22 protein-coding genes are annotated in these 24364 nt (G+C 66.5%); 13 read left to right on the forward strand and 9 right to left on the reverse strand.

The window, feature by feature from the left end; all coding sequences use genetic code 11:
- Positions 1 to 44: 44 nt before the first annotated feature.
- From OIN59_RS03910 to OIN59_RS03920, 3 genes are all read left to right on the forward strand, one after another.
- Positions 45 to 1001, forward strand: coding sequence for a LysR family transcriptional regulator (locus tag OIN59_RS03910; protein ID WP_274107288.1), 957 nt, complete (start codon positions 45 to 47; stop codon positions 999 to 1001).
- Between the two features lie 108 nt (positions 1002 to 1109).
- Positions 1110 to 2273, forward strand: coding sequence for an iron-containing alcohol dehydrogenase (locus OIN59_RS03915; RefSeq protein WP_274107290.1), 1164 nt, complete (start codon positions 1110 to 1112; stop codon positions 2271 to 2273).
- 171 nt (positions 2274 to 2444) lie between these two features.
- A complete protein-coding gene (locus tag OIN59_RS03920; protein WP_274107292.1) occupies positions 2445 to 3521 on the forward strand; it encodes an alpha/beta hydrolase family protein in 1077 nt (358 codons plus the stop codon).
- A 96-nt stretch (positions 3522 to 3617) separates the two neighbouring features.
- Here OIN59_RS03920 and OIN59_RS03925 read toward each other — a convergent pair whose 3' ends face one another.
- Positions 3618 to 5711 (reverse strand): molybdopterin-containing oxidoreductase family protein, encoded by a 2094-nt coding sequence (locus tag OIN59_RS03925; protein ID WP_274107294.1) that lies wholly within the window; start codon positions 5709 to 5711, stop codon positions 3618 to 3620.
- Positions 5712 to 5848: 137 nt separating this feature from the next.
- Here OIN59_RS03925 and OIN59_RS03930 point away from each other — a divergent pair, with 137 nt between their 5' ends.
- Positions 5849 to 6997 (forward strand): ABC transporter substrate-binding protein, encoded by a 1149-nt coding sequence (locus OIN59_RS03930; RefSeq protein WP_274107296.1) that lies wholly within the window; start codon positions 5849 to 5851, stop codon positions 6995 to 6997.
- Between the two features lie 48 nt (positions 6998 to 7045).
- Here the strand turns inward: OIN59_RS03930 and argE are convergent, their stop codons facing one another.
- Complete coding sequence (gene argE / locus OIN59_RS03935; RefSeq protein WP_274107298.1) at positions 7046 to 8203, reverse strand: acetylornithine deacetylase; 1158 nt, start codon at positions 8201 to 8203, stop codon at positions 7046 to 7048.
- 77 nt (positions 8204 to 8280) lie between these two features.
- Here argE and OIN59_RS03940 point away from each other — a divergent pair, with 77 nt between their 5' ends.
- From OIN59_RS03940 to OIN59_RS03955, 4 genes are all read left to right on the forward strand, one after another.
- Complete coding sequence (locus tag OIN59_RS03940) at positions 8281 to 9492, forward strand: M20 aminoacylase family protein (protein WP_274107300.1); 1212 nt, start codon at positions 8281 to 8283, stop codon at positions 9490 to 9492.
- Between the two features lie 101 nt (positions 9493 to 9593).
- Complete coding sequence (locus tag OIN59_RS03945; protein ID WP_274107302.1) at positions 9594 to 10691, forward strand: M14 family metallopeptidase; 1098 nt, start codon at positions 9594 to 9596, stop codon at positions 10689 to 10691.
- A 157-nt stretch (positions 10692 to 10848) separates the two neighbouring features.
- Positions 10849 to 11823 carry a helix-turn-helix transcriptional regulator gene (locus OIN59_RS03950; protein ID WP_274107304.1) on the forward strand — a complete coding sequence of 325 codons (975 nt, stop codon included), beginning with the start codon at positions 10849 to 10851 and terminating at the stop codon, positions 11821 to 11823.
- A gap of 186 nt (positions 11824 to 12009) precedes the next feature.
- A complete protein-coding gene (locus OIN59_RS03955) occupies positions 12010 to 13662 on the forward strand; it encodes a tannase/feruloyl esterase family alpha/beta hydrolase (protein WP_274107306.1) in 1653 nt (550 codons plus the stop codon).
- 66 nt (positions 13663 to 13728) lie between these two features.
- Here OIN59_RS03955 and OIN59_RS03960 read toward each other — a convergent pair whose 3' ends face one another.
- Entirely contained in the window at positions 13729 to 14718 is a 990-nt protein-coding gene (locus OIN59_RS03960; RefSeq protein WP_274107308.1) for a tripartite tricarboxylate transporter substrate-binding protein, read from the reverse strand.
- 37 nt (positions 14719 to 14755) lie between these two features.
- On the reverse strand, positions 14756 to 15922 hold the full coding sequence (locus OIN59_RS03965; protein ID WP_274107310.1) for a mandelate racemase/muconate lactonizing enzyme family protein: 1167 nt from the start codon (positions 15920 to 15922) through the stop codon (positions 14756 to 14758).
- Between the two features lie 108 nt (positions 15923 to 16030).
- Between OIN59_RS03965 and OIN59_RS03970 the strand changes: the two genes are divergently transcribed.
- Positions 16031 to 16960, forward strand: a complete 930-nt coding sequence (locus tag OIN59_RS03970; RefSeq protein ID WP_274107312.1) for a LysR family transcriptional regulator — start codon at positions 16031 to 16033, stop codon at positions 16958 to 16960.
- Here OIN59_RS03970 and OIN59_RS03975 read toward each other — a convergent pair.
- Positions 16957 to 17424: a nuclear transport factor 2 family protein gene (locus OIN59_RS03975; protein WP_274107314.1), complete on the reverse strand. Its 468-nt coding sequence runs from the start codon at positions 17422 to 17424 to the stop codon at positions 16957 to 16959. The genes OIN59_RS03970 and OIN59_RS03975 overlap by 4 nt on opposite strands.
- Positions 17425 to 17527: 103 nt before the next feature.
- Between OIN59_RS03975 and OIN59_RS03980 the strand changes: the two genes are divergently transcribed.
- Positions 17528 to 18112, forward strand: a complete 585-nt coding sequence (locus OIN59_RS03980; RefSeq protein WP_274107316.1) for a TetR/AcrR family transcriptional regulator — start codon at positions 17528 to 17530, stop codon at positions 18110 to 18112.
- Positions 18113 to 18139: 27 nt separating this feature from the next.
- Here OIN59_RS03980 and OIN59_RS03985 read toward each other — a convergent pair whose 3' ends face one another.
- Positions 18140 to 18520: a tautomerase family protein gene (locus tag OIN59_RS03985; protein WP_274107318.1), complete on the reverse strand. Its 381-nt coding sequence runs from the start codon at positions 18518 to 18520 to the stop codon at positions 18140 to 18142.
- Between the two features lie 87 nt (positions 18521 to 18607).
- Between OIN59_RS03985 and OIN59_RS03990 the strand changes: the two genes are divergently transcribed.
- Positions 18608 to 19465, forward strand: coding sequence for a LysR family transcriptional regulator (locus OIN59_RS03990; RefSeq protein ID WP_274107320.1), 858 nt, complete (start codon positions 18608 to 18610; stop codon positions 19463 to 19465).
- Here OIN59_RS03990 and OIN59_RS03995 read toward each other — a convergent pair whose 3' ends face one another.
- Both OIN59_RS03995 and OIN59_RS04000 read right to left on the reverse strand, forming a co-directional pair.
- On the reverse strand, positions 19466 to 20026 hold the full coding sequence (locus OIN59_RS03995; RefSeq protein ID WP_274107322.1) for a DUF922 domain-containing Zn-dependent protease: 561 nt from the start codon (positions 20024 to 20026) through the stop codon (positions 19466 to 19468).
- Between the two features lie 29 nt (positions 20027 to 20055).
- Positions 20056 to 21690, reverse strand: a complete 1635-nt coding sequence (locus OIN59_RS04000) for a wax ester/triacylglycerol synthase family O-acyltransferase (RefSeq protein ID WP_274107324.1) — start codon at positions 21688 to 21690, stop codon at positions 20056 to 20058.
- A 149-nt stretch (positions 21691 to 21839) separates the two neighbouring features.
- Between OIN59_RS04000 and OIN59_RS04005 the strand changes: the two genes are divergently transcribed.
- Positions 21840 to 22094: an acyl-CoA-binding protein gene (locus tag OIN59_RS04005; RefSeq protein WP_055397012.1), complete on the forward strand. Its 255-nt coding sequence runs from the start codon at positions 21840 to 21842 to the stop codon at positions 22092 to 22094.
- Positions 22095 to 22158: 64 nt separating this feature from the next.
- Here OIN59_RS04005 and OIN59_RS04010 read toward each other — a convergent pair whose 3' ends face one another.
- Complete coding sequence (locus OIN59_RS04010) at positions 22159 to 23079, reverse strand: hydroxymethylglutaryl-CoA lyase (RefSeq protein WP_274107333.1); 921 nt, start codon at positions 23077 to 23079, stop codon at positions 22159 to 22161.
- 201 nt (positions 23080 to 23280) lie between these two features.
- Between OIN59_RS04010 and OIN59_RS04015 the strand changes: the two genes are divergently transcribed.
- On the forward strand, positions 23281 to 24342 hold the full coding sequence (locus OIN59_RS04015) for an ornithine cyclodeaminase (protein WP_274107335.1): 1062 nt from the start codon (positions 23281 to 23283) through the stop codon (positions 24340 to 24342).
- Positions 24343 to 24364: the final 22 nt, after the last annotated feature.

The raw sequence follows: 24364 nt of genomic DNA on the forward strand, positions 1-24364 counted from the left end.
TCTCATCGCACTCCGCGATGGAGCCCGCCACACCCGGAGCCCCCATGAAAAGCTTGAAGGACCTCGACATCTTCGTGCGCACCGTGGACAGTGGCAGCCTGTCTGCCACGGCCCGCGCGCTGGACATCACGCCCGCCGCCGCCAGCGCCGCGCTCAAGCGGCTGGAGGCCGAGCTGGGCGTGTCGCTGTTCGTGCGTTCCACGCGCAGCCTGCGCCTCACCCAGGAGGGCGCCCTGTTCCTGGAGCATTGCCGCCCGGCCCTGGTGTCGCTGCAGCAGGTGCAGGGGCAATTGGCCGGTGGCCACGCGGGTGGGTTGCGTGGCACGCTGCAGCTTGCTGCGCCGTCCGATCTGGGACGCAACGTGCTGCTGCCGTGGCTGGATGCGTTCCAGGCCCAACACCCCGGCGTCGATATCCGCCTGCAGCTCTCGGACCGTGTGGCCAATGTCTACAGCGAGCCGGTGGATGCCGCCTTCCGCTATGGCAAGCCGCAGGACTCCAGCCTGGTGGCGCTGCCGTTGGCGGCCGAGCACCGACGCGTGTTGTGCGCCGCACCGTACTACCTGCAGGCCCACGGCGCACCCGACACGCCCCACGCGCTGACTGAGCACGACGGACTGTGCTTCATGCTCGGTGAGGACGTACACGACCGGTGGCACTTTTGGGACGCTGCGGGCCGCGAGGTGGTGGTGCGCGTGCGCAGCCGCAACGTGGCCAACGACGGCGATGTGGTGCGCCGCTGGGCCGTGCTGGGTCGGGGCATTGCCTACAAGTCGTACTTCGACGTGGCCGACGATCTGGCGGCAGGCCGTCTGGTGCCGCTGTGCACCGGTTGGACCACCGAGGCCGTGCCACTCTTCCTGGTGGCGCCCAGCCGCCGCCAGTTCACGCCGCTGGTGCGCGCGCTGCGAGACTTCATGGCCGAGCGGTTGCAGGCGCTGATGCGCAGGGCACCCGACCAGCCCCACGCCGGGCCGTTGCCAACCGGCGCTTCGGGGTAGGGCTATCGCACGCGCGACCGGCGCGGCGGGCGGGGGCGACGCACAATCTCGCCCTGCATGCGGCCCGCCATCCCCCGCGATGGGGCCGCCACCCCACGGAGAAACACCATGCTGAATTTCGACTTCCACAACCCCACCCACATCGCTTTCGGCCAAGGCCGCATTGCTGACCTGGCCAAGCTGGTGCCCGCTGGCGCCAAGGTGCTGATCCTGGTGGGTGGCGCCAGTGCCGAAAAGACCGGCACCCTGGCCGAGGTGCGCGCGGCGCTGGGCGAGCGCCAGCACGCCACCTTCAGCGGCATCGAGCCCAACCCGAGCTACGAAACCTCCATGAAGGCCGTGGCGCAAATCCGCGAAGGCGGGTTCGACTTTCTGCTGGCCGTGGGGGGTGGTTCGGTGATTGACGCCACCAAGTTCATCGCCGCCGCTGTCCGCTTCGAGGGCGATGACCCTTGGGTCATCCTCGAAAAGCACGGCCGCAACATCAAGGGCGCCCTGCCGTTTGGCGCTGTGCTCACGCTGCCAGCCACGGGTTCGGAGATGAACAACGGCGGCGTCATCACCCACCGCGCCAAGGGCGCCAAGCTGTCGTTTGGCAGCGTGCACACCTACCCGGTGTTCTCGGTGCTCGACCCCACCAAGACCTACACCCTGCCGCCCCAGCAGCTGGCCAACGGCGTGGTCGATGCGTTTGTGCACACGGTGGAGCAGTACCTGACCTACCCCGTGAATGCACCGGTTCAGGACCGTTTTGCCGAAGGCATCCTGCAGACGCTGATCGAGATCGGCCCGCGCCTGCTGGCGGCGCCTGAGCCCGTGTACGACGACCGTGCCAACCTCATGTGGGCCGCCACCATGGCTCTCAACGGCCTGATCGGCGCGGGCGTGCCGCAGGACTGGGCCACGCACATGATCGGCCACGAGCTGACGGCGCTGCACGGCATCGACCACGCGCGCACGCTGGCCATCGTGCTGCCCGCGCTGCTGAACGAGCGCCGGGTTGCCAAGCGCGCCAAGCTGCTGCAGTACGGCGAGCGCGTGTGGGGCATTACCACGGGCAGCGAGGACGAACGCATCACCGCCGCCATCGAGCGCACGCGCGACTTCTTTGAAAGCATGGGCATCGCCACCCGTCTTTCGGGCTACGGCCTGGGCGCCGAGGTGGTCGGCACCGTGGTGGCGCAGCTCGAAGCGCACGGCATGGTGACGCTGGGCGAGCAGCGCGAGATCACGCCTGCCGTGAGCCGACGCATCCTAGAAGCCGCGCTGTAACCGGCTGCGGGGCGGGGAGGGGAGGGGAGGGCGGGCATACGCTCGCATCTCCTGCGCTGCATTTCGCGCCGCGCAGCGGCGTTTCGTCGCAGGGTGCTGGAGCCCGCCACCAGCGCCGCCTACAGTGCCGTCAAGCCGCCTCCCTGGGCGGCATTTGACGAAAGGCGCACCGTGACCCTCATCCTGGCCCTCCACTCCACATGGCGGGCAGCCCGCGCTCCGCTGCTGGCGGCCCTGGTGACGCTCCTGGCCTGGGCAACGCCTGCATCGGCGCAGCATGCCGGTTTGCGCACCCTGGTGGTCCCTGGCGCCGAGCCTGTGACCGTGGCGCTGTTTTATCCCTCCCCCGCCGTGGCGCGCACCCAACCCATGGGGCCGTGGCGGCCCCAGGTCACGCCGGGAGCGCCGGTGGCTGCCGCACCCCTCAAGGGCCTGGTCCTCATATCGCACGGCACGGGCGGCCATGAACTGGGCCACCACAACCTGGCCACGCGCCTGGCGGCCGACGGCTATCTGGTGGCGGCGCTGCGCCACCCGGGCGACAACTGGGAGGACCGGTCGATGATCACCTCGGGCCGCTACTTCAGCGAGCGCCCCCGCCAGGTGAGCCGCGTGCTGGACGCGCTGCTGGCCAGCCCCGAGTGGGGCCCCCGCATTCCGGCCGAGCGCATCGCCGCCGTGGGGCATTCGGCGGGCGGCTACACCGTGCTGGCCTTGGCCGGTGCGCAGGCCGAACCGGCCCGTGCCGCGCAGCATTGCCGCAGCGTCTCGGACGATCCGGGTTTCTGCAGCCTGGGCAAACTCTCTTCGGCCCAGGGCACCAACGGCACCAACGGCGCCCACAGCCCCGTGGCCTCGGCGTCTTCAGCGGTTGGCCCGCTGGACGGCCCGCTGGTCTCGGTGGCAGACCCCCGCATCCGCGCCGTGGTGGCCCTGGCACCCATGGCCGTGGTCCTGACGCCCCAGAGCCTGGCCGCCATTACCGTGCCGGTGAAGGTGGTCATGGCCGAGCGCGACGTGGTGCTGCAGGGCAAGTACCACGGCCAGCATGTGGCGGCCCACCTGCCCCGGGCAGACACCAGCACCGTGCCGGGCGCTGGCCACTTCGCGTTCATGGCCCAGTCGGTCTGGCCCCTGGTGTCAGACGCCGGTGACGCCGCCGCCAATCCCGAGGGCTTTGACCGGGTGGCCTACCACGCCACGCTGGAGAACCAGGTGGCGGAGTTTCTGGGGCGGCAATGGCGGTGAGTGCAGCGGATTCTTAAGAAAAATGGCCGTCTGCGCTCAATGGGCATGCCTTTTTTGCTATGAAATTAATAGCAATTCATGGTTTGCTGCAGCCGCTCAGGCGGGCAGCGCCGCCTCGGTGGGGCATGCCTCCACCTGAACCAGGCAGTCATAAAACGTCGGCGCACGGCCCAGGTCCGTCAGCGCCTGGCCGGTCACCTCGTTCACGTTGGTGCCGTTCAGCCCGAGCTTGCGCCACCAGATGCCCAGGCCGTTGACCACGCCGGCCCGCGCGCGGCGCGAGACGGTGGCGTGGCACAGGTAGCTGCCCCGGTCGTTGAAGACGCGCACCACGGCGTCGTTGGCAATGCCGCGCGCTTCGGCGTCGTCGGGGTGGATCTCCAGTACCGGGCGGCCTTCGATGGTGCGCAGGCTTTGCACGTTGACGAAGGTGGAATTCAAAAAGTTGCGCGCGGGCGGCGAGATCATTGCCAGCGGGTAGCGCGCATCCGTGCCCTGCAGCTCGTAATTGGGCAGGTGGTCGGGCAGCCCGTCCAGGCCCTGCGCGGCCAGGCGGGCGCTGTAGAACTCGCAGCGGCCCGATGGGGTGGGGAAGTTGCCCTCGGCAAACGGCGCATCGGGCAAAGCCAGCGTGGCAAAGCCCTGCGATTCGAGCAATGCGTAGTCCACGGCGTCGCCAAAGGCCTGGCGGCACAGCGCCTCGTCGCTGTCGGCAAAACAAGGCTCGGTGAAACCCATGCGCGCAGCCAGGTCGCGGAAGATCTGCGCATTGCTGCGGGCCTGGCCCTGGGGTGCAATGGCGGGGCGGTTGAGCAGCACATCGGTGTGGCCGTAACTCAGGTGCACATCCCAATGCTCCAGTTGCGTGGTAGCGGGCAGGATGTAGTCGGCGTAGTCGGCCGTGTCGGTGCGAAAGTGCTCCAGCACCACGGTGAACAGGTCTTCGCGCGCAAAGCCGCGCACCACCTTGCCCGAGTCGGGTGCCACGGCCACGGGGTTGCTGTTGTAGACCACGATGGCCTCCACCTTCGGTCCGAAGGCTGGCGAGGCCTCGCGCAGCAGGTCGTCGCCAATGGTGGACATGTTGATGGTGCGTGGTGTCTGGGCGGGCATCAGGTCGGGCCGCTGCAGCACGGCGCGCTGCGCCGGGAACTGGCCCGAGCTGGACAACAGAACGCCGCCCGCGCGGTGGCGCCATGCGCCGGTCAGCGCAGGCAGGCAGGCCACGGCACGCACGGCATTGCCGCCGCCGCGCACGCGCTGCATGCCGTAGTTCAGGCGGATGGCGGCGGGCTGGGTGGTGCCATAGTCCTGGGCCAGCTGGCGGATCTGTTCCACGGGAATGCCGCACACCTCGGCCGCGCGCTCGGGCGGCCATTGCAGGGCGCGCTCGCGCAATTGGTCCCAGCCCAGCGTGTGGCGGGCGATGTAGTCGTGGTCCAGCCAGTCGTGCGCGATCAATTCGTGCATCAGCGCCAGGGCCAGCGCGGCGTCGGTGCCGGGGCGCAGGGCAATGTGCTCGTGGCATTTGTCGGCCGTCTCGCTCTTGCGGGGGTCAATGCACACCAGCTTGGCGCCGTTGCGCTTGGCCTGCTGGGCGTAGCGCCAGAAGTGCAGGTTGCTGCCGATGGAGTTGCTGCCCCAGATCAGGATGAGCTGCGCTTGCGCAAAAAACTCCACCTTCATACCCACCTTGCCGCCCAGCGTCTGCACCAGCGCCTCGGCCCCGGCGGATGCGCAGATGGTGCGGTCGAGCTGCGATGCGCCCAACTGGTGGAAGAAGCGCCGGTCCATGCTCTCGCCCTGCACCATGCCCATGGTGCCCGCGTAGCTGTAGGGCAGGATGGCCTCGGGCGCGCGTGCGGCGATGGACTGCAGGCGCTGGGCGATGTCGGTCAGCGCCTCGTCCCAGCTGACCGGGGCGAACTGCCCGCTGCCTTTGGCGCCGGTGCGCTTGAGCGGGGTGAGCACGCGCTCGGGGTGGTAGCTGCGCTCGGTGTACTTGCTCACCTTGGCGCACAGCGCGCCGTCGGTGTGGCGGTGGTCGGGGTTGCCTTGCACACGGGTGGCCACGCCGTGCTCGTCCACGGTGGTCAGCAGGGCGCAGGTGTCAGGGCAATCGTGCGGGCAGGCTCCACGCACCAGAATCGGTGCAGATGAAGGGGTATTTGCGGCAGAAGGCGTGTGCATTCGGGGGCTTGATCGTTAAACTGGCACTCAGGGTTGGAACGGGCATGCATAAGTTGCCGCAGTTCCAAGGAGGCTGCCTACCGGCAGCGCAGAGGGGCATGCCCCTTCTTTCTTCTTACAAGAGCAGAGATTTCACCATGAACCACTCAGTATTGGGGCGCAGGCAGTTTTCGGTGGGCTTGGGGGCTGCAGCGTTGGGCGGTTTTGGCCTGGCGCGTGCGCAGGGCGAGGGCCGCATCGTGCTGGGGCAGTCGGCTGCCTTCACCGGCCCTGCGGCCCAACTGGGCGTGCAGTTCAACCAGGGCGCCAAGCTCTTTTTTGACCAGATCAACGCCCAAGGCGGCGTGGGCAAGCGGCTGGTCGAGATCCGCACCATGGACGATGGCTACGAGCCGGACCGCTGCGCCGAGAACACCCGCAAGCTGATTGCCGACGAGGTGTTTGCCCTCTTTGGCTACATCGGCACCCCTACCAGCCTGGCCGCGCTGCCGCTGTTCACCAAGGAGAAGGTGCCGTTTTTTGGCCCCTTCACGGGCGCCGAGGCGCTGCGCCAGCCGTTCAACCGGCTGATCTTTCATGTGCGTGCGTCTTACTACGACGAAACGGCGCTCATCGTGCGCCAACTCACCAATCTGGGACTCAAGAAGATTGCGGTGTTCTACCAGAACGACGCCTACGGCAAGGCGGGGCTCGACGGCGTGACCCGTGCGCTGGCCGAGCTGAAGCTGACACCTGTGGCAACGGCCACGGTGGAGCGCAATTCCACCGACGTGAAAGCGGCCGTGGACAAGCTGGTACCCGCCACGCCCGATGCGGTGGTGCAGATCACGGCCTACGCGTCGGCCGCCGCGTTTGTGCGTGCAGCGCGCAAGGCAGGCTTTGGTGGCACGTTCTACAACGTGTCGTTTGTGGGGACCCAGGCGCTGGCCGACGAGCTGGGCAAGGACGGTGCGGGGGTGGTGGTGTCTCAGGTGGTGCCCTCGCCTTACCAGCCCTCACGCCAGATCACGCGCGAGTTTCTGGAAGCCATCAAGAAGGGCGGTGACAAGGTGCAGCCCAACTACTCCAGCATGGAGGGCTACCTGGCCGCCCGTGTCTTCACCGAAGGGCTGCGCCAGGCACAGGCCAGCGGCAAGATCACGCGCGAGAGCTTCATCACCGGCACCGAGTCCATCGGCAACCAGGTGATCTCGGGCTTTCCGGTGTCGTTCAGTGGCACCAGCCACGCAGCCTCGAAGTTTGTCGAGATGTCGATGCTGACCGGGGACGGCCGGGTAAGGACCTGATTCCGAACGGGGGGCGGGCGTGCGCCGGCCCCCGCCGCTCCAAAGCGATCAGCTCAGCGTGCGCGTGCGCGCTAGCCCCTGCATGAACGCCTCGCAGCGTCCCAGCTGCTCCAGGCTCACGTACTCGTCGGGCTGGTGGGCCTGCTGGATGCTGCCGGGGCCACACACCACGGTGGAGATGCCCGCGTTCTTGAACAGCCCCGCTTCGGTGCCAAAGGCCACCAAGGTGGTGCCTTTTTCGCCCGACAGCTCCTGCGCCAGGCGCGTCACCGGGTCGTCCTTGCTGCCCAGAAAGCTCGGGATCTCGCAGATGGTTTCGAACTCGAAACCCGCTCCGGGCGCCACCTTCTTCATGGCGGGCTCCAGCGATTTGGCGTAGGCCACCACCTCGGACTGCATCTGCCCCGCGTTGGCCGTGGGCAGGTCGCGGAACTCGTAGCGGAACTCGGCGTCGCGCGGCACCACATTGTCGGCAATGCCACCATGGAACTGGCCCACGCTGCTGGTCGAGAACGGCACGTCAAAGCCCTCAAAGCGGGGCTCGTTCTTTTCAAAGTCTTCCGCCATGTCGCGCACCCGGCCCACCACGCGGGCGGCCATCTCGATGGCGTTGACCGAATGCGGCGTGAGGGACGAATGCGCCTCCTTGCCGCGCACGCAGCACTTGTAGCGGTACACGCCCTTGTGCGCGATGGCGGGGATCATGCTGGTGGGCTCGCCCACGATGCAGGCCAGGGGCTTGATGTTCGCGTCGCGCAGGTCGGCGATGAGTTCCTTCACACCAAAGCAGCCGATCTCTTCTTCGTAGCTGAACGCCAGATGGACCGCAAAAGGCGCGTCGCTGTTCAGGAACTGCTCTGCGTGCGACACGGCAATGCCAATAAAGGCCTTCATGTCGGCACTGCCGCGCCCGTACAGGTTGCCGTCCTTGACCAGGGCACTCAGCGGGTCCATGGTCCAGTCCTGACCATCCCACGGCACCGTGTCGGTATGGCCCGAGAGGATCACGCCCGCCGGCTTGCCCTCGCCCAGGGTGGCGAACAGGTTGGCCTTGGTCTTGTCGTCGTTGAAGGTCAGGCGGCTTTTCACACCCAGCCGGGCCAGGTGATCGCGGATGAAATGGATCAGCTCCAGATTGGAGTTATGGCTGACGGTGTTCATGCGCACCAGGGTTTGCGCAAGTTCGAGGGCGTGGGCAGAAATCATGGAGTGGCTAGCGAATAACCCGGGTTGGCACGTGTGTTGCTGTCGGGCTAGACTGTGAGATCGTAAGGACACATATCATGAACGTTATTGACTCCATCGTCACCCAGGCGGCCAGTATTGCAGCGGTGCGCCGGGACATTCACGCCCACCCCGAGCTGTGCTTCGAAGAGGTGCGCACCGCCGATGTGGTGGCGAAAAAGCTCACCGAATGGGGCATTCCCATTCATCGGGGGCTGGGCAAGACGGGCGTGGTGGGCATCGTCAAGGGGCGCGATGGCGGCGCCAACGGCCGTGCGATTGGCCTGCGCGCCGACATGGACGCCCTGCCCATGCAGGAGTTCAACACCTTCGCCCACGCCAGCAAACACCAGGGCAAGATGCACGCCTGCGGCCACGACGGCCATGTGGCCATGCTGCTGGCGGCGGCCCAGCACTTTGCCAAGCACCGCAACTTTGACGGCACCGTGTACCTGATCTTCCAGCCGGCCGAAGAAGGCGGCGGCGGTGCCCGCGTGATGATCGAAGACGGCCTGTTCGAGCAGTTCCCCATGCAGGCTGTGTACGGCATGCACAACTGGCCCGGCATGCCGGTGGGCACCTTTGCCGTGAGCCCCGGCCCGGTGATGGCATCGACCAGCGAATTCAAGATCACCCTGCGTGGCAAGGGCGGCCACGCGGCTTTGCCACACACGGGCATTGACCCGGTGCCGATTGCCTGTGGCATGGTGCAGACCTTCCAGACCATCATCAGCCGCAACAAGAAGCCGGTGGACGCGGGCGTGATCTCGGTCACCATGATCCACGCGGGCGAGGCCACCAATGTGGTGCCCGACAGCGTCGAGCTGCAGGGCACTGTGCGCACCTTCACCGTGGAGGTACTGGACCTGATTGAAAAGCGCATGCGCCAGGTGGCCGAGCACACCTGCGCCGCACACGACGCAACGTGCGAGTTCGAGTTCGTGCGCAACTACCCACCCACCATCAACTCGCCCGCAGAGGCCGAGTTTGCCCGCAAGGTCATGGTCGGCATCGTGGGTGAAGAGCGTGTGCTGCCCCAGGAGCCCACCATGGGTGCTGAAGACTTTGCCTACATGCTGCAGGCCAAGCCCGGTGCGTATTGCTTCATTGCCAACGGCGACGGCGCCCACCGCGAGATGGGCCACGGCGGCGGCCCCTGCATGCTGCACAACCCCAGCTACGACTTCAACGATGACCTGATCCCGCTGGGCGCGACCTACTGGGTCAAGCTGGCCGAGGAATGGCTGGCCCAGCCCGCCAAAGCGGCCTGAAGCAGCTTGGCGCGCCGTTGATCCTCTTCCACCCGGGCGTGCGCAGCGCGCGTGCCCGGGTTTTCTTTTTGTCTTCCCACTGACTCCTGAAAGCCCTGCCCATGACCGGAATCGTTGAAGCCTTCTCGCCCAGCTACGCCCAGGCGCGCACAAAGTTTCTGGAGGCCGCCGCAGCCGCCGGCCTGTCCATCGAATCGCACGCCCACCCACTCAAGGGCCGCGACGGCGAAGACCTGGCCATGGACGTGGTGCGCGACGGCCCGGCCGATGCCAAAAAGCTGCTCATCGTGAGCAGCGCCTGCCATGGCGTCGAGGGCTACTGCGGCAGCGGCGTGCAGGTGTTTGCGCTGCACGATGCCGAGTGGCGCGCCAAGGCGCGCGATGCCGGTGTGGCCACGCTCTACATCCACGCGCTCAACCCCTATGGCTTCTCGCACGTGCGCCGCTTCACACACGAGAACGTGGACCTGAACCGCAACTTCCAGGACTTCAGCAAGCCCCTGCCCGTGAACACCGCCTACCGCGAGGTGCAGCCCCTGCTGCTGCCCGAGCAGTGGCCACCCGGCCCTGAGAACCAGGCAGCGGTGGCGGAGTACATCGCCACCAAGGGCGAGGCCGCGTGGCAGGCCGCCATCTCGCAAGGCCAGCACGAGTTTCCGCAGGGCGTGTTCTTTGGCGGCACCGAGCCCACCTGGAGCAACCGCACGCTGCGCCAGGTGCTGCGCCAGCACGGTGTGGCCGCGTCGAAGATCGCCTGGATCGACCTGCACACGGGCCTGGGCCCCAGCGGCCATGGCGAGCGCATCTACGCGGGCAATGACAACGCCGTGGCCGTGGCCCGCGCGCGCGCCTGGTGGGACGGCGGCGGCGCCACGCCGGTCACGTCGATCTACGACGGCTCGTCCACCTCGGCCTTCCTCACCGGCCTGATGTGGACATCGATCTACGACGAGTGCCCCCATGCCGAATACACCGGCATTGCCATGGAGTACGGCACCGTGCCCGTGCTCGACGTGATGAACGCCATCCGTGCCGAGCAATGGCTCCAACTGCACCCCGAAACTCCGGCTGACAAGGCTGCCCAGATCAAGGCGCAAATGCTGGCGGCCTTCTACACCGACACGGACGCGTGGAAGGGCCAGATCATCAGCCAGGCACGGCAGTCGATGTTCCAGGCGGTGAACGGGTTGACGGCCTGATTTTTTGCTCCAGAGGCCTCAGGCGCTAGTGCTATATGCCTGAGATGCTATCAATATGGTAGTGGGTGCGCAGGGGTTTGGCGGGTAGTACGGGTTCAGGAGCGTTGGGGTTGCCACCGTGGGGCGGCTACCATCGCCCCAAAAACCAGGAGACACCATGGCCTCTGACCCTCTGCGCGCGCTGAGCCGCAGCCTGCTCCGGCTGTCGGAGCAAGCCCAGCAGGTGGCCCCGCAGGACTTGCTGCACCAGGCCATGCAGACCTTGCAGGGGCTGGTGCCTTTTGATTCCGCTTGGTGGGGCGAGGTCTCGGCGGGCGATGTGCAGGTGGCACCCCGCAACTGGCTGCACGGCAGCATTGGCCTGAGCCGCAGCTTTGCCGAGGAGTGGAATGCGCTGGCGGCGGTGGACCTGTTTGGACTTCAGTCCATGCAGCAGCTGGGGGTGGTGATCCGTGAACGCGATGTGGTGGGCCCGTTACCCGAGCACCCGGAGGTGGCGGCCTTCAGCCAGCGCCATGGCCTGTACCACTGCATGGCCCTCACGGCCGAACTGCCGCACAGCGGGCTGATGTTTTTTGTCTCCATCTACCGCCCGCCGACCCGGCCGGAATTCTCGGACGGCGAGACCGTGTTGTTCGGCGAGTTTGTCTTGCACTTGCTGCAGCAATGGCACCACCGTCTGCAACGCCTGCAAAGCGACACGCCCGGCCGCCCGTGGGATAGTTTTGCCCTGGCCCGGCCGTCGGGCGAGTTGCTTTTCGCAGGCCTGCGCATCAGCCTGGCGCTGGGCGAGGCCAGCCCCGGCTGGAACGGCACCCACCTGCCACCGGTGGTGGCGCAGGCGCTGGCGGGCGCGCCCTGCACCTTGTCGGTGGGCAAAGCCTGCCGCCTGCGGCTGGAGCCCTGCGGCCCACTGGTGGCGGTGAGCCTGGCGTCGCGCCAGCACAAGCAAGCCCTGGCCCCGCGCGAGCTGAGTGCCGCCATGCTGTATGCCCAGGGCCGCTCGCACAAAGACATTGCGGCCACGTTGGGCCTCACGCCCGCGACGGCGCGCACCTACCTGCGCACGGCCTATGCCGCGCTGAGCGTGAGCAACAAGCTGGAGCTGGTGGCCGCGCTGCGCCACCAGTAGCGAACGGCTGCGGGGGTGCCCCGCGCGGGTTTGCAGGGCTCGGTAGTTTCCCGCTCCCTCTGCATTTGCAGAGGCTGCAACCACGCCGCCTTTTCCTATCGTCCGCACCGGAGTCCAGTCGCCGGTGCCGGTCACGCGCCGCCCAGCCTGGACTCCTGAAGAACCGTCATAACAGGAGACCCTTGCATGTTCCCGAACCCACACCCCTTCGCCGTGGCGCCCCGACGCCACCCCGAACCTCACCCTCACTCCCTGGCACGCGCAGGGCGCTGGACCGCTGCCTGCACCCTGGGTGCTGTGGCAGCCCTGGCCCTGACCGCCTGCGGCGGCGGCAGCGACGCCAACCCCCCGCTGGCCAGCAAGCCCCTGGCCGAGGCCTGCGCGGCCTACGCATCCACCGCCTTGCCCCATGGCGCCAAGGTCACCCGCACCGAGCTGCGCAAGGCCGAGGGCACGTTGCCCGATGCCTGCATCGTGCGCGGGCAGATCGTGTCGTCGCCCGAGTCCACCATCCACTGGGCGGTGGAGCTGCCCACGCTGGCGCAGTGGAACAGCAAGACGCTGACCATTGGTGGTGGCGGCTTCGACGGCTTCATCCCTACCGACGACCCGTGGTACCAGCAATTGGTGGGGCCCTCGGCCAACCCGTTCGTGAAGATCAGCTCCGACTCCGGCCACCAGGTGCGCGGCTTTGCCTGGGGCAAGAGCGATGTGGCGCTGCGCAACCATGCATTCGACGCCAACCACTTCGTGCTGGAGGTCGGCACCGCCATCGCCACGGAGTTTTACGGCAAACGCCCCGTGCGGCGCTATCACATGGGCCATTCCAACGGCGGGCGATCGGGGCTCATCTCCACGCAGAAGTACCCCAAGGACTACGACGGCGTGGTGGCCATGGAGCCCGCCATCAGCCAGCAGGCGCACCAGGTCAACCTGGGCCCCACGGTGCTGCGCCACATCTTCAAGAGTCGTGACAACTGGATGAGCCCCGCCAAGATCGCGCTGTATGCCAAGGCCGAGACCGCTGCGTGTGATGGTCTCGACGGCCTGAAGGACGGCATCATCGGCAACATCGAGGCCTGCCACTACGTGCCCACCGAGCTGCTGTGCCAGGGCGCGGACAACGACAGCTGCCTCACCGCCGGGCAGATCGAATCCATCCGCCTCATCTACAGCGACCACCAGACGCCCGTGACCCTGTCGCGCGGCGCCGTGGGCTACCCGCGCTACGGCCGGGGCGGCGCGTCCACGTCGGACTGGCAGTCGTACATGTTCGGCACCAGCTTCGACGCGCCCGATTCGTTCAACCACATGGCCGTGACGGAAGCCGCGCGCCTGGTGGAGAGCAACCCCAACGCCAACATCCTGAGCCACGACCCCACGCAGTACCAGGCGCAGTACCTGCGGCTCGCCGAGATGATCGACGCGACCGACCTGGACCTTTCCGCCTTTGCCGACAACGGCGGCAAGCTGCTGATCTGGTACGGCCTGGGCGACACCTGCGTGTCGCTGTATAGGACGGCGGACTACTTCGACACCGTGAAACAGCGCCTGGGCGCCAGCAAGGTGCGGGGCTTTGCGCGCATGGTTACTTCGCCCTCCAACGGGCATGACCTGGACGGCGCGGGCACCGAGCCGCGCTCCATCGACCTGCTCGCCGCCATGGACGCCTGGGTGGAAAAGGGCGCGGCGCCTGACAAGCTGGTCGCCACGAAGTTCGCCCCCGGCACCAGCACACCCGTGGCCCAGCGCCCGGTGTGCGAGTACCCCCAATTCCCGCGCTACAACGGCACGGGTGATCCGAGCAAGGCCGAGAGCTTTAGCTGCTCCGCGACCTGAGCCATCGTCAACGATGAAGAGCAAGGGCGTGCCGAGGGGGTCGCCCTTGCTGCGATGTCGCACGCATCAATCGGCAGTTTCGCCAGAGTCCTTGATGATCTTGGCCCAGCGGCGCATTTCGCCTTCCACGTACTTTTTGTGCTCTGCAGGCGCAAGGCGCGCATCGGTCACCACGCGCACCCCCAGGGCTTCTTCACGCTGGATGAGATCGGGGTCTTTGAGTGCAGCGCGAATGGCCGCATTCAGCTTGGCCAGCACGGCTGCAGGCGTGCCCTTGGGGGCGTACACCCCGTGCCACACCGACATCTCAAAGCCAGCCAACCCCGCCTCCGCCAAGGTGGGCGTCTGCGCCAATGCAGGCAGCGCCATCCGCTGCTGGCTGGTCACGCCAAAGACCTTGACCTTCTTGGCCTCGATCTGGGGCACGGCGTTGGTGGCCTGTTCACACATCAGGTCCACTTGTCCTCCCATCAGGTCGGTCATGGCGGGCGCCGTGCCTTTGTAGGGCACAAAGGTCATCTTCGATGGCAGGCTGGCCTGCAGGACCAGTCCGCACAGGTGCGATGCCGAACCCACGCCAGCGTTGGCAATGTTGACCTTGCCGTTGTTGGCGTTGATCCATTGGCGCAGATCGGCAAAGTGGTTGGCTGCCAGGCCGGGTTTGCCGATCAGGGTCGAGGGGGCTTCGTTGATGAGTCCGAGATACTCAAAGTCCTCCAGCGTCTTGTAGGGCAGCTTCTTGTACAGCGCGGGGGCGGTGGAGAAGCCAATGTGATGCACCAGCAGGGTGTAGCCGTCTGGCGCGGCGCGCGCAACGCGGGCAGCGCCTATCGTGCCACCTGCTCCAGCGGTGTTGTCCACGATGACGGTCTGCCCCAGGGGTTTGCGCAAAGCCTCGGCGAGGTCACGGGCGATCTTGTCGCTGGGGCCTCCAGCAGAGAACGGGACGACCAGCGTGACGGGCTTGTCCGGGAACTCCGCCCACGCGCTCGTGGTGCTGCTGGCCGCGACCAGTCCTATGGCTGCGGCTGCAACCCCTTGCTTCAAAATGCCCATGACTTTGTCTCCTTTTATTGTGTTTGTGGGGCGGTGATCAGGCGGACAACGCCTGCATCTGTGCGTACAAGTCGGCCTTGCCTTCGAAGCCGATGCCGGGCAGGTCAGGCAGCGTCACATGGCCGTCCACTACCTTCACACCGTCCGGGAAGCCACCAAAGGGCTGGAACAAATCGGGGTAGGACTCGTTGCCGCCGAGGCCCAGGCCGGCAGCGATGTTCAGCGACATCTGGTGCCCGCCGTGCGGAATGCAGCGGCTGGCGGACCAGCCATGTTCCTTGAGCATGTCGAGCGTGCGCAGGTACTCCACCAGGCCGTAGCTCAGCGCGCAGTCGAATTGCAGCCAGTCGCGGTCGGGGCGCATGCCGCCATAGCGGATCAGGTTGCGCGCGTCCTGCATCGAGAACAGGTCCTCACCCGTGGCCATGGGGTTCTTGTAGAAATTGCGCAGCGTGGCTTGCAGTTCGAAGTCGAGTGGGTCGCCAGGCTCCTCGTACCAGAACAGGTCGTATTGCGAGAGCGCCTTGGCGTACTGAATGGCGGTGTCCAGGCCAAAGCGGCCGTTGGCGTCCACGCACAGCTTCTGGCCGTCTTGCAGCACGCTGAGGATGGAGTCGATGCGGCGCAGGTCCTCGTCGAGCGAGGCGTCGCCAATCTTCTTCTTGACCACCGTGTAGCCCCGGTCGATGTAGCTCTTCATCTCGTCCTTGAGCTTGCCGTGGTCCTGGCCTGGGTAGTAGTAGCCGCCCGCCGCATAGACGAAGATCTTGCGGTTGGGCGTGCCATTGCCATAGCGGTCCGCCAACAGCTGGAACAGCGGCTTGCCTTCAATCTTGGCCACCGCGTCCCACACGGCCATGTCGATGGTGCCGATGGCTACCGAGCGCTCGCCATGACCGCCGGGCTTTTCGTTGGTGAACATGGCGTTCCAGATCTTGTGCGGGTCAAGGTTCTTGCCGCAGTCGTCGATCAGGGAGTCGGGATTGGCTTCGAGCACACGTGGGATGAAGCGCTCGCGCATCAGCTTGCCCTGGCCATAGCGGCCGTTGGAGTTGAAGCCATATCCCACCACTGGTTTGCCATCGCGGATTACGTCGGTGATCACGGCCACCAGGCTCAGTGTCATCTTGCTGAAGTCGATGTAGGCGTTGCGGATGGGCGAACTGATGGGGATGGTCTTCTCTCTGATTTCAACGATCTTCATGGGGTGCTCCGTGTCTCGAAACGAATGTCGGGATCGGTATGATCCGCAGCCGCGCAGCGTTTGACCAATGCCGTTTTTCTTCTCTTCAATGCTTTCAAGGCACCGGCTATGCACATCTCCTGGCTCGAAGATTTCATGGTGTTGGCATCGGTCGGAAACTTCTCGCGCGCGGCGGAAGATCGGCACATGACGCAACCCGCGTTCGGCCGCCGTGTGCGGGCGCTGGAGGAGTGGCTGGGTGCAGAGTTGTTTGACCGCAGTACGCAGCCGGTCAGGCTCACCGAAGCGGGGCGCTGGTTTCAGGGCGTGGCGCCCGAGCTACTCGCCGAAGTGGCGCGCTTGCCCGGTGCGGCGCGTGCCGTGGCCGAAGCGAATTCCAAGAGCTTGCGTTTTGCCGCAACACATGCCCTGTCGCTCACCTTCATGCCGGGCTGGCTGCGCAGTTTTGAAGCACACACCATGGCGGGAACGCTGCAGCTGGAGTCCGACATGCTGCACCGGTGCGAGGCACTGCTGGCCCAGAGCAAGGTGCAGTTTGTGCTGTGCCACGCGCATGCCCAGGCGCCAGGGCCGTTGGAGGTACAGGGGTATCCGTCGCTCGGTGTGGGGGCCGATGTCCTGCTGCCCGTTTGCGCTGCGGGGCCTGATGGCCAGGCCCTTCACCGGCTGGAGCACCTGGCAGCAGTGGCGCCTCTGCTGACCTATAGCGTGGAATCAGGGCTGGGCAACATCCTGCACAAGACCATCGACGGTGCGATCAAGGCGCATCGCACGCACACCGTATTCACCGCCCATCTGGCGTCCGTCTTGCGGACCATGGCGCTGGACGGCCGGGGTATTGCCTGGCTGCCGCGCAGCCTGATCGACGCGGACCTTGCGGCGGGCAGGCTGGTGGCCGCGGGCCCCGACAGTTGGAATGTGGATCTGGAGATCAGGTTGTACCGAGCCCATGCGCAACTGGGGCACGCTGCGCAGGCGCTTTGGGATGCGGTGGCCCAGTCGGTAGACGGCGGGGCTACGTCGCGTCCCTGGCGTTAAAGCCCCAGCTCGCTCAGCCCCGCATGGTCGTCCGGCCTGCGCCCCAGCGGCCAGAAGAACAGCCGGTCCGTCGCCTGGATGGGGCGGTCGTTGATGCTTGCGTGGCGCACGGCCATCAGGCCCGCGTCGTTGAACTCCCAGTTCTCGTTGCCATAGCTGCGATACCACTGGCCAGCGTCGTCATGCCATTCGTAGGCAAACCGCACGGCGATGCGGTGGCTGCTGAACGCCCACAGTTCCTTGATGAGCCGGTAGTCCAGTTCGCGCGCCCATTTGCGTTCCAGAAGCTGCTGTGCTGCAGCACGCCCTAGCGGAAACTCGGCCCGGTTGCGCCAGCGCGTGTCCTCCGTGTAGGCCAGGGCCACGCGTGCAGGGTCGCGCGAGTTCCAGCCGTCTTCGGCCAGGCGCACCTTCTGGGTGGCGGTTTGCAGGGAGAAGGGCGGAAGAGGCGGACGGGATTCCATGGGCGGCACCTTGTGGAGGAGGGGTGAAGAAGGATGAGGCGTAGACAGATCTGTCTACGTCGCATCATAACGGTATGTAGACAGACTTGTCTACAATGCCTGCATGATTCCTCTGCCCCCTTCTGACTGGAAAGACTTGCCCGCCCGCGACCGCCTGCTGCAGACCGCGCACACGCTGTTTTACCGCGACGGTATCCGTGCCACGGGTATCGACCGCGTGATCGCCGAGTCGGGGGTCACCAAAGTCACGTTCTACCGGCATTTCCCCAGCAAGACCGATCTCATCTGCGCCTACCTCGAATACCGTCACGCAGGCTGGATCACCTGGTTCGCTGCAGCCCTGGAGCGGCATGGGGGCACAGGGCGCGGTAGTGCATCAGGCCTGAATGCGTTGGTTGCCACACTGGCCGAATGGTTTGGCCGCGATGACTTTCGAGGTTGCGCCTTCATCAACAGCGTGGGGGAGCTGGGCGGCACGGTGCCGGAGGTGATGGAGATTGCGCAGCGCCACAAGCGTGAGATGACCGGCCTGTTGGCCATCCTGCTGCCCCCTGGCGCGCAGCGGGCGCGGGACGCGCAGGCCGTGACGCTGGTGGTGGAAGGCGCCATCGTGCGCGTGCAGATGGGCGAGCCTGTGAAGGCTGTGCTGGGCAGCGTGGAGCGCCTGCTGGCAGGCCTTGCCCCATAAGCCTGCCCGGTGGTGCTGCGCATCACCTCATGCGTACTGCGCCAGGCCGTGGCCGAAGGACCAGTTCTCCTTGGCCACTTCAACGATGTTCACGAAAACGTCCTCAGGCCGCAGGCCCGGGCTCTCGCCCAGCAGCTGCGCGATGCGCGCAAACAGCGCCTTCTTTTGCTCCAGGCTGCGCGTGTTGTTGGCGGAGATCTGGATGAACACCACGTCGTCGCTGCGGGCCACGCCCAGGTAGGTGGGGCTATAGCGGAAGTTGGCGGCCTCGTGCTCGGTGATGGTCATGAACTGGTCGTCCTCGGGCACGTTGAAGGTCTCCCGCATGGCGCGGTACAGCGTGTCGAAGATCGCTTGCCGGTAGGTCTCTGGCTTTCCGGCGCGCATGGCAATGTGGATGAGGGGCATTGCAAGATCCTTTCTGAACAAGATGCTGGCGAAATCCTATCCATATGAATATGCTATGGATATCTATTTCAGAAATATCAAATTCAAATGGTTGAGCGATCCCTGGATCTGGATGCCGTTGAAGCCTTTGTGCGCATTGCCGAGCTGGGCAGCTTCACGCGCGCGGCCGAAGCCATGGGCACGGCGCAGGCCGCGATGAGCCTGAAGCTCAAGCGGCTGGAGGACCGCCTGGGCTGCCGCCTCATCGAGCGCACGCCGCGCCACGTGCAGCTGTCGGCCCGGGGCGCGGCCTTTCTGGAGCATGCCCGCGAGCTTCTGGCCGCGCACGACCGGGCGCTCGCCACGTTTGCGCAGGCCCGCCAACGCCTGACCATCGGCATCAGCGACCATGTGGCGGGGCCGGAGCTGCCCGCACTCATTGCCCGTATGAACGCGCAGGACCCGCAACTGCTCATCGAGATCCGCATCGGCTCGTCGGGCGACCTGCTGCAAAGCTACGACCGGCGCGAGCTGGATGCGGTGCTGGCCCGCATGCACGTGGGTCGCAGCGATGGCGAGTTGCTGGCCGAGGAGCCCTTCGGCTGGTTCGCGGCCCCCGGTTGGCTGCACCGCGCGGACGAGCCCTTGCCCCTGGCCACGCTGGCCGAGCCCTGTGGTGTGCGGGCGATGGCAGGGCGGGCGCTGGACGCGGCGGGCATTGCCTGGGCCGAGGTGTTTGTCGGCGGGGGTGTCGCTGCCGTGGCTGCGGCCGTGATGGCCGGGCTGGGTGTGGCGGCGTTGGCGCCGCGCATGCTGCCGCTGGGGGCGGTGGACGTTGGCGCGCGCCTGGGGTTGCCCGCGCTAGCACGCCTGCCGGTGCTGCTGCACACACGCACCAAGGACGGCCGCCCGCGCGATGCGCTGACAGCGTTGTCTGCGGCCTTCCGCAGCGCGGTGCGCGGCTAGTCACTCCAGCTTGGCGCCTTGCGATGCACCGTGGTAGGTGTCGCGGTCGTACTGCTTCTCGCGCTCGGTATGTTCGCGCAGCAGGCGGTGGCCCAGTGCGTTGGCTTGGCGCTCTAGCGTCGCGCAGTCTGGGGCTGCGGGCAGTGCGGTAATGCCCTGGTCAATCGCCTGTGCCGCGTCGCGCCCGAACTGGACATGGCCTTGTTCGTGGCGGGACAAGGCGGGCAGGTACCGGTCGAAAACAGCCTGTTGGGCGGGTGTGGCGCTGCGCAGTTCGGGCAATTGCACCTCGGTGCGCAGGCGCGTGGTGACTTCGGTAATGGTGCAGCGGCCCGATGCCTCGCGCCACCAGCGAAAGGTCCAGCGCACGTTCCAGCGGGTATAGCCGTGAAAGCGCTGGCCATTGACCGTGATGGGGGTGGCAGCGTTCAGCGCTTGTCTCAGGGTCTCGCCGGGTTGGGCGCGCACGGGGTAGGGCTGCTGGATGTGTTCTTCTGCGACGGCGGCCTGGGCGGCATCCGCGCAGACCAGGGCAACCAGCACCCCGGCAAAGCCCGTCATGCGTGCCTTCGCCACCGTGGCTCGCCCGTTCACTCGCCCCACGGCAGCATCAGCGTGAGCAGCGATAGCTGGTCGAACTCGGGCGCAAAGGCGTCGATGATCTGCTGCGGCTCGGGGCACAGGGTGGTGTCGGTGATCACGCCAAACTGCACGCCGCCGCCGTAGCTCAGGATGGAGACCCCCAGGCCAATGTCGCCCGACTGCGGAACCCAGAACATGCACTGCGTGACGCGTGAGCCGCACAGCGTGAGCTGCTCCTTGGGCCCGGGCACATTGGTCATCACCGCCGTGGTCTTGCGGCCAAAGAGGTTGAGCAGCGCATCCTGCGCGGGCTTGATCATCAGGCCCGCCACGGCCAGCATGGCAAACGCCAGGATGGGCTGAGTGCTGCCCTTGAGCGCGTTCATGCGCTTGCGCACCTCGTACACGCGCTCGACGGGGTTGGCCACGCCAATCGGCAGCACCAGCGGCACCAGCCCGAAGCGGTTGCCCAGCTTCCAGGCCTCTTCCATGGGGCGCAGGTTGACCGGGATCATGGCGCGGATCTCCTGGCCCGTGGGGTCGTCGCCCTGGCTGCGCAGGTAGCCGCCGATGGCGCCCGCCACACATGACAGCAGCACGTCGTTGATGGAGCAGTTGAGTGCTTTGCCGATGGCCTTGACCTCTTCGAGCGGAATCGGCGGGCACCAGGCCACACGCTTGGCGCTGCCAGGCTGGCCCTTCAGGCGTGTGGGTGAGTCGTCGGGCATCAGCGCCAGGGCAGCGGCATCGCTCACTAACTGGTAGGCCACGCGGGCCATGTCCATGGTGCCGGCCAGCCCGTGGTGCATGGCCTTTTCCGGGTCGCCCAGCATCTGCAACGACTTGGCGGCGCTGTCGCCCGCCAGGTCCAGCGCCTTGATGGTGAGGCCGGTGAAGGGTTTGATGAGCGCGTCGGCAATCCAGTCCTCGGCCGTGGCGGCCTCTTTGTCGGCCCGCGCTTTGCGTTTGGGGGGCTCCGAGCCGCCATCGATCAGCGACATGGTCACCGAGATGAGTGCAATGCCGTCGGCAATGCAGTGGTGGATGCGCACGATGAGCGCGCTGCCCTTCGCGCCGTCATCACCCACGAAGTCTTCGATCAGGTGCATTTGCCACAGGGGTCGGCGAGTATCCAGCGGCTGCATGGCGAGTTCGCCCACGCGGTCCTGCAGTGCGCGCTGCATGCTGTGGCCTTTGCGGTGTGGCAGCTTCTCACGCAGCACATGGGCGGCGATGTCAAAGTTGCGGTCCTCCACCCAGGTGGCGCCTGCGGCATCTTCCACCACCCGCTGGCGAAAGCGCGGGTACTGCAGCAGGCGCTGTTGCACGCGTTCGCACAGCGCCGCCCAGGTGATGCCGGGCGACAAGGTCCACACCCCGTTGATCATCATCAGGTTGCTGTGCGAGTCCATGCGCAGCCAGGCGGTATCAACCTTGCTCATGCGCTCACCCGACAGGCCCAGCATGCCGGTGGCGGCGCGGCGTACGTTCTTCTGCATTACGGTGGCGGCTTTGCGGGCTGCGGGGGGCAGGGCCTGGGCCGCCTTGCGCGCCACCTCGGGAGCCTGGTCGCGCATCGTGCGCAGGGGGCTGGAGCCTTTGCCCGGAGTGGCTTTGCTGGGGGCTGGAATGCGGGTCACCATCGGATGTACACCTGTTGTTTGATTTTTGGGGACTTGCCTCTATGGATTGAGCGGCCCCGGGCCATGCTCAGCCCGTAAGATACAACGCAGCAAACCCTTGCCGACACCGTTCTTTCCCTCCCCCCAAACATCCCAAGGAGCACACAGACATGGCCGACCTCAACGCCACCTTCGAAGCCGCCGTGGCCAATTCCAAGAACCTGAGCGAGCGTCCTGACAACGCCACGCTGCTCAAGATCTACGCGCTGTACAAGCAAGCCACCGCCGGCGACAACACCGAGAAGAAGCCCAGCTTCTCCGACATGGTGGGCCGCGCCAAGTGGGACGCCTGGGAAAAGCTCAAGGGCACGGGCGCCGACGAGGCCAAGCAGCAGTATGTGGACCTGATCACCTCGCTGAGCTGATACGGCGAAGACCCCCAAAGAAAAAGGCGACCTCGGTCGCCTTTTTCTTTGGGTCGCAGGTGCGTTAACCCTGGGCCCACCCCTTGGGCAACCCCGCCTCGGGCGTCATGCCATAGACCGGCTCGCCCGGCAGCCCCGCCTGCAGTGGCGCGCGCGCGGCCATCAGGCGCTCCAGGTCCACTCCCGTGGTGATGCCCATGGCCTCGAACATGAACACCAGGTCTTCGGTCACCACATTGCCCGACGCGCCCGGCGCATAGGGGCAGCCGCCCAGCCCGCCCAGCGACGCATCAAACGTGCGCACCCCCACGTCGTAAGCCGCCAGGCAATTGGCCAGGCCCAGGCCCCGGGTGTTGTGCATATGGGCCGCACCGGCCTTGGCGCCCAGCTCGGCGCGCAAGCGCGTGAACAGGCGGCGCACCTGGGCCGGATTGGCCATGCCGGTGGTGTCGGACAGGCCCACCTCGTCGGCCCCGGCCTCGGCGCACAGGCCTGCGAGCCAGATCACGTCGTCCTCGGGCACCACACCCTGCAGCGTGCAGCCGAAGGCGGTGGACAGTCCCACCTCCACCAGCACACCGGGCGCTTGCGCGTCACGCAGCTGGGCCACGGCCCGCACCTCTTCGACCATGGCCTCGCGCGTCTTGCGCACGTTGGCCAGCGAATGGGCGGCGCTGGCTGACACTGGCAGCGTGACCTTGTGCACACCTGCCGCCACTGCCGCCTCGGCCCCGCGCAGGTTGGGGGCCAGCGCCATCACAGTGATGCCGGGGTGGGTGAGCGCGTGCCGCACCACTTCGGCCACATCGGCCATCTGGGGCAGCAGGCGCGCGGGCACGAACGAGCCGACTTCGATCTCGCGCAGGCCGGCGGCCATCAAGGCGTCGATCCAGCGCAGCTTGTCTGCGGTGGGCATGGTGGCTTTCACGGACTGCAGGCCATCGCGCGGGCCGACTTCGCTGATGAGTATTTGGGGGAGCGTCATGGTGCTGGACGGGTGAAGCAGCCGAGGATAGCGCGCTGGCGCCGCCGGAGGATGTCTTGGGGCTTCTGCGCAAAGTGGCAGTTTGGGTTGCCATACCGGCAAACGGGCCAGCAATATGCGGCAGATTGGGCGATTCCTATTGTTTTGGCGCTTCGGGACACTGCTTGTAGTCACATCCATTCCTATTCGGAGACAAGCGCCATGCCTTCACACCATCACTTTTCCACCCGTTATCTCAGTGCCCCCGATGTCATCGACATGGTGCAGCGCAAAGGCGTCGAGGCCTGCCTGCGCGGCGTCGCCGACTACCTCCATGCCGACTTTCTGCGCTGGGGCGCGTTTGACAAATCGGCGCGCGTGGCCAGCCATTCGCGCGATGGCGTGATCGAACTCATGCCGATTGCGGATGACCGGACCTATGCGTTCAAGTACGTCAACGGCCACCCCAAGAACACGCGCTGGGGCCTGTCCACGGTGATGGCGTTTGGCGTGCTGGCCGATGTGGCCACGGGTGCGCCGCTGCTGCTGAGCGAACTCACCCTCACCACCGCCCTGCGTACCGCTGCCATGTCGGCCGTGGCCGCCCGCGCCATGGCGCGGCCTGGCAGCCGCACCATGGCGCTGATCGGCAACGGTGCGCAGAGTGAATTCCAGGCGCTGGCCTTTCACCACTTGCTGGGCATCGACACCCTGCGGCTGTTTGATACCGATCCGGCCGCCACCGCCAAGCTGCAGGCCAACCTGCAAGGCACGGGCCTGCGCACCGTGGTCTGCACCAGCACGGCCGAGGCCGCGCGCGGCGCCGACATCGTCACCACGGTGACGGCTGACAAGACCAACGCCACCATCCTCACGCCCGACATGCTGGCGCCGGGCATGCACATCAACGCAGTGGGCGGCGACTGCCCCGGCAAGACCGAGCTGCATGCCGACGTGCTGCGCCAGGCACAGGTGTTTGTGGAATACGCGCCGCAAACGCGCATCGAAGGCGACATCCAGCAACTGCCTGCCGACTTTGCCGTGACCGAGCTGTGGGAGGTGCTGGCGGGTCAACACACCGGCCGGGCCAGCGATGCGGCAGTGACGGTGTTCGACTCCGTGGGTTTCGCGCTGGAGGACTTTTCTGCGCTGCGCTTCTTGCGTGATACGGCCACCGAGCTGGGCATTGGCCAGCCCATCGAACTCATCCCGGAGCTGTCAGACCCCAAGAACTTGTTCGGGCTGCTGCGCACGCGCAACCCTCTGCTGCGCGCTGCCGCCTGACGTCTGCCCGGTCACGCCTTCT

The sequence above is a fragment of the Acidovorax benzenivorans genome (assembly GCF_028680575.1).
Classification (GTDB): Bacteria; Pseudomonadota; Gammaproteobacteria; order Burkholderiales; family Burkholderiaceae_C; genus Acidovorax; species Acidovorax benzenivorans.

Coding starts and splice junctions, on each gene's coding strand:
- OIN59_RS03925 (WP_274107294.1), bottom strand. CDS start 5,711: ATGCACACGCCTTCTGCCGCAAATACCCCTTCATCTGCACCGATTCTG.
- OIN59_RS03970 (WP_274107312.1), top strand. CDS start 16,031: ATGCACATCTCCTGGCTCGAAGATTTCATGGTGTTGGCATCGGTCGGA.
- OIN59_RS04000 (WP_274107324.1), bottom strand. CDS start 21,690: ATGGTGACCCGCATTCCAGCCCCCAGCAAAGCCACTCCGGGCAAAGGC.
- OIN59_RS04010 (WP_274107333.1), bottom strand. CDS start 23,079: ATGACGCTCCCCCAAATACTCATCAGCGAAGTCGGCCCGCGCGATGGC.
- OIN59_RS03985 (WP_274107318.1), bottom strand. CDS start 18,520: ATGCCCCTCATCCACATTGCCATGCGCGCCGGAAAGCCAGAGACCTAC.
- OIN59_RS03975 (WP_274107314.1), bottom strand. CDS start 17,424: ATGGAATCCCGTCCGCCTCTTCCGCCCTTCTCCCTGCAAACCGCCACC.
- OIN59_RS03965 (WP_274107310.1), bottom strand. CDS start 15,922: ATGAAGATCGTTGAAATCAGAGAGAAGACCATCCCCATCAGTTCGCCC.
- argE (WP_274107298.1), bottom strand. CDS start 8,203: ATGATTTCTGCCCACGCCCTCGAACTTGCGCAAACCCTGGTGCGCATG.
- OIN59_RS04015 (WP_274107335.1), top strand. CDS start 23,281: ATGCCTTCACACCATCACTTTTCCACCCGTTATCTCAGTGCCCCCGAT.
- OIN59_RS03950 (WP_274107304.1), top strand. CDS start 10,849: ATGGCCTCTGACCCTCTGCGCGCGCTGAGCCGCAGCCTGCTCCGGCTG.
- OIN59_RS03940 (WP_274107300.1), top strand. CDS start 8,281: ATGAACGTTATTGACTCCATCGTCACCCAGGCGGCCAGTATTGCAGCG.
- OIN59_RS03980 (WP_274107316.1), top strand. CDS start 17,528: ATGATTCCTCTGCCCCCTTCTGACTGGAAAGACTTGCCCGCCCGCGAC.
- OIN59_RS03995 (WP_274107322.1), bottom strand. CDS start 20,026: ATGACGGGCTTTGCCGGGGTGCTGGTTGCCCTGGTCTGCGCGGATGCC.
- OIN59_RS03945 (WP_274107302.1), top strand. CDS start 9,594: ATGACCGGAATCGTTGAAGCCTTCTCGCCCAGCTACGCCCAGGCGCGC.
- OIN59_RS03960 (WP_274107308.1), bottom strand. CDS start 14,718: ATGGGCATTTTGAAGCAAGGGGTTGCAGCCGCAGCCATAGGACTGGTC.
- OIN59_RS03955 (WP_274107306.1), top strand. CDS start 12,010: ATGTTCCCGAACCCACACCCCTTCGCCGTGGCGCCCCGACGCCACCCC.
- OIN59_RS03910 (WP_274107288.1), top strand. CDS start 45: ATGAAAAGCTTGAAGGACCTCGACATCTTCGTGCGCACCGTGGACAGT.
- OIN59_RS03930 (WP_274107296.1), top strand. CDS start 5,849: ATGAACCACTCAGTATTGGGGCGCAGGCAGTTTTCGGTGGGCTTGGGG.
- OIN59_RS04005 (WP_055397012.1), top strand. CDS start 21,840: ATGGCCGACCTCAACGCCACCTTCGAAGCCGCCGTGGCCAATTCCAAG.
- OIN59_RS03915 (WP_274107290.1), top strand. CDS start 1,110: ATGCTGAATTTCGACTTCCACAACCCCACCCACATCGCTTTCGGCCAA.
- OIN59_RS03990 (WP_274107320.1), top strand. CDS start 18,608: ATGGTTGAGCGATCCCTGGATCTGGATGCCGTTGAAGCCTTTGTGCGC.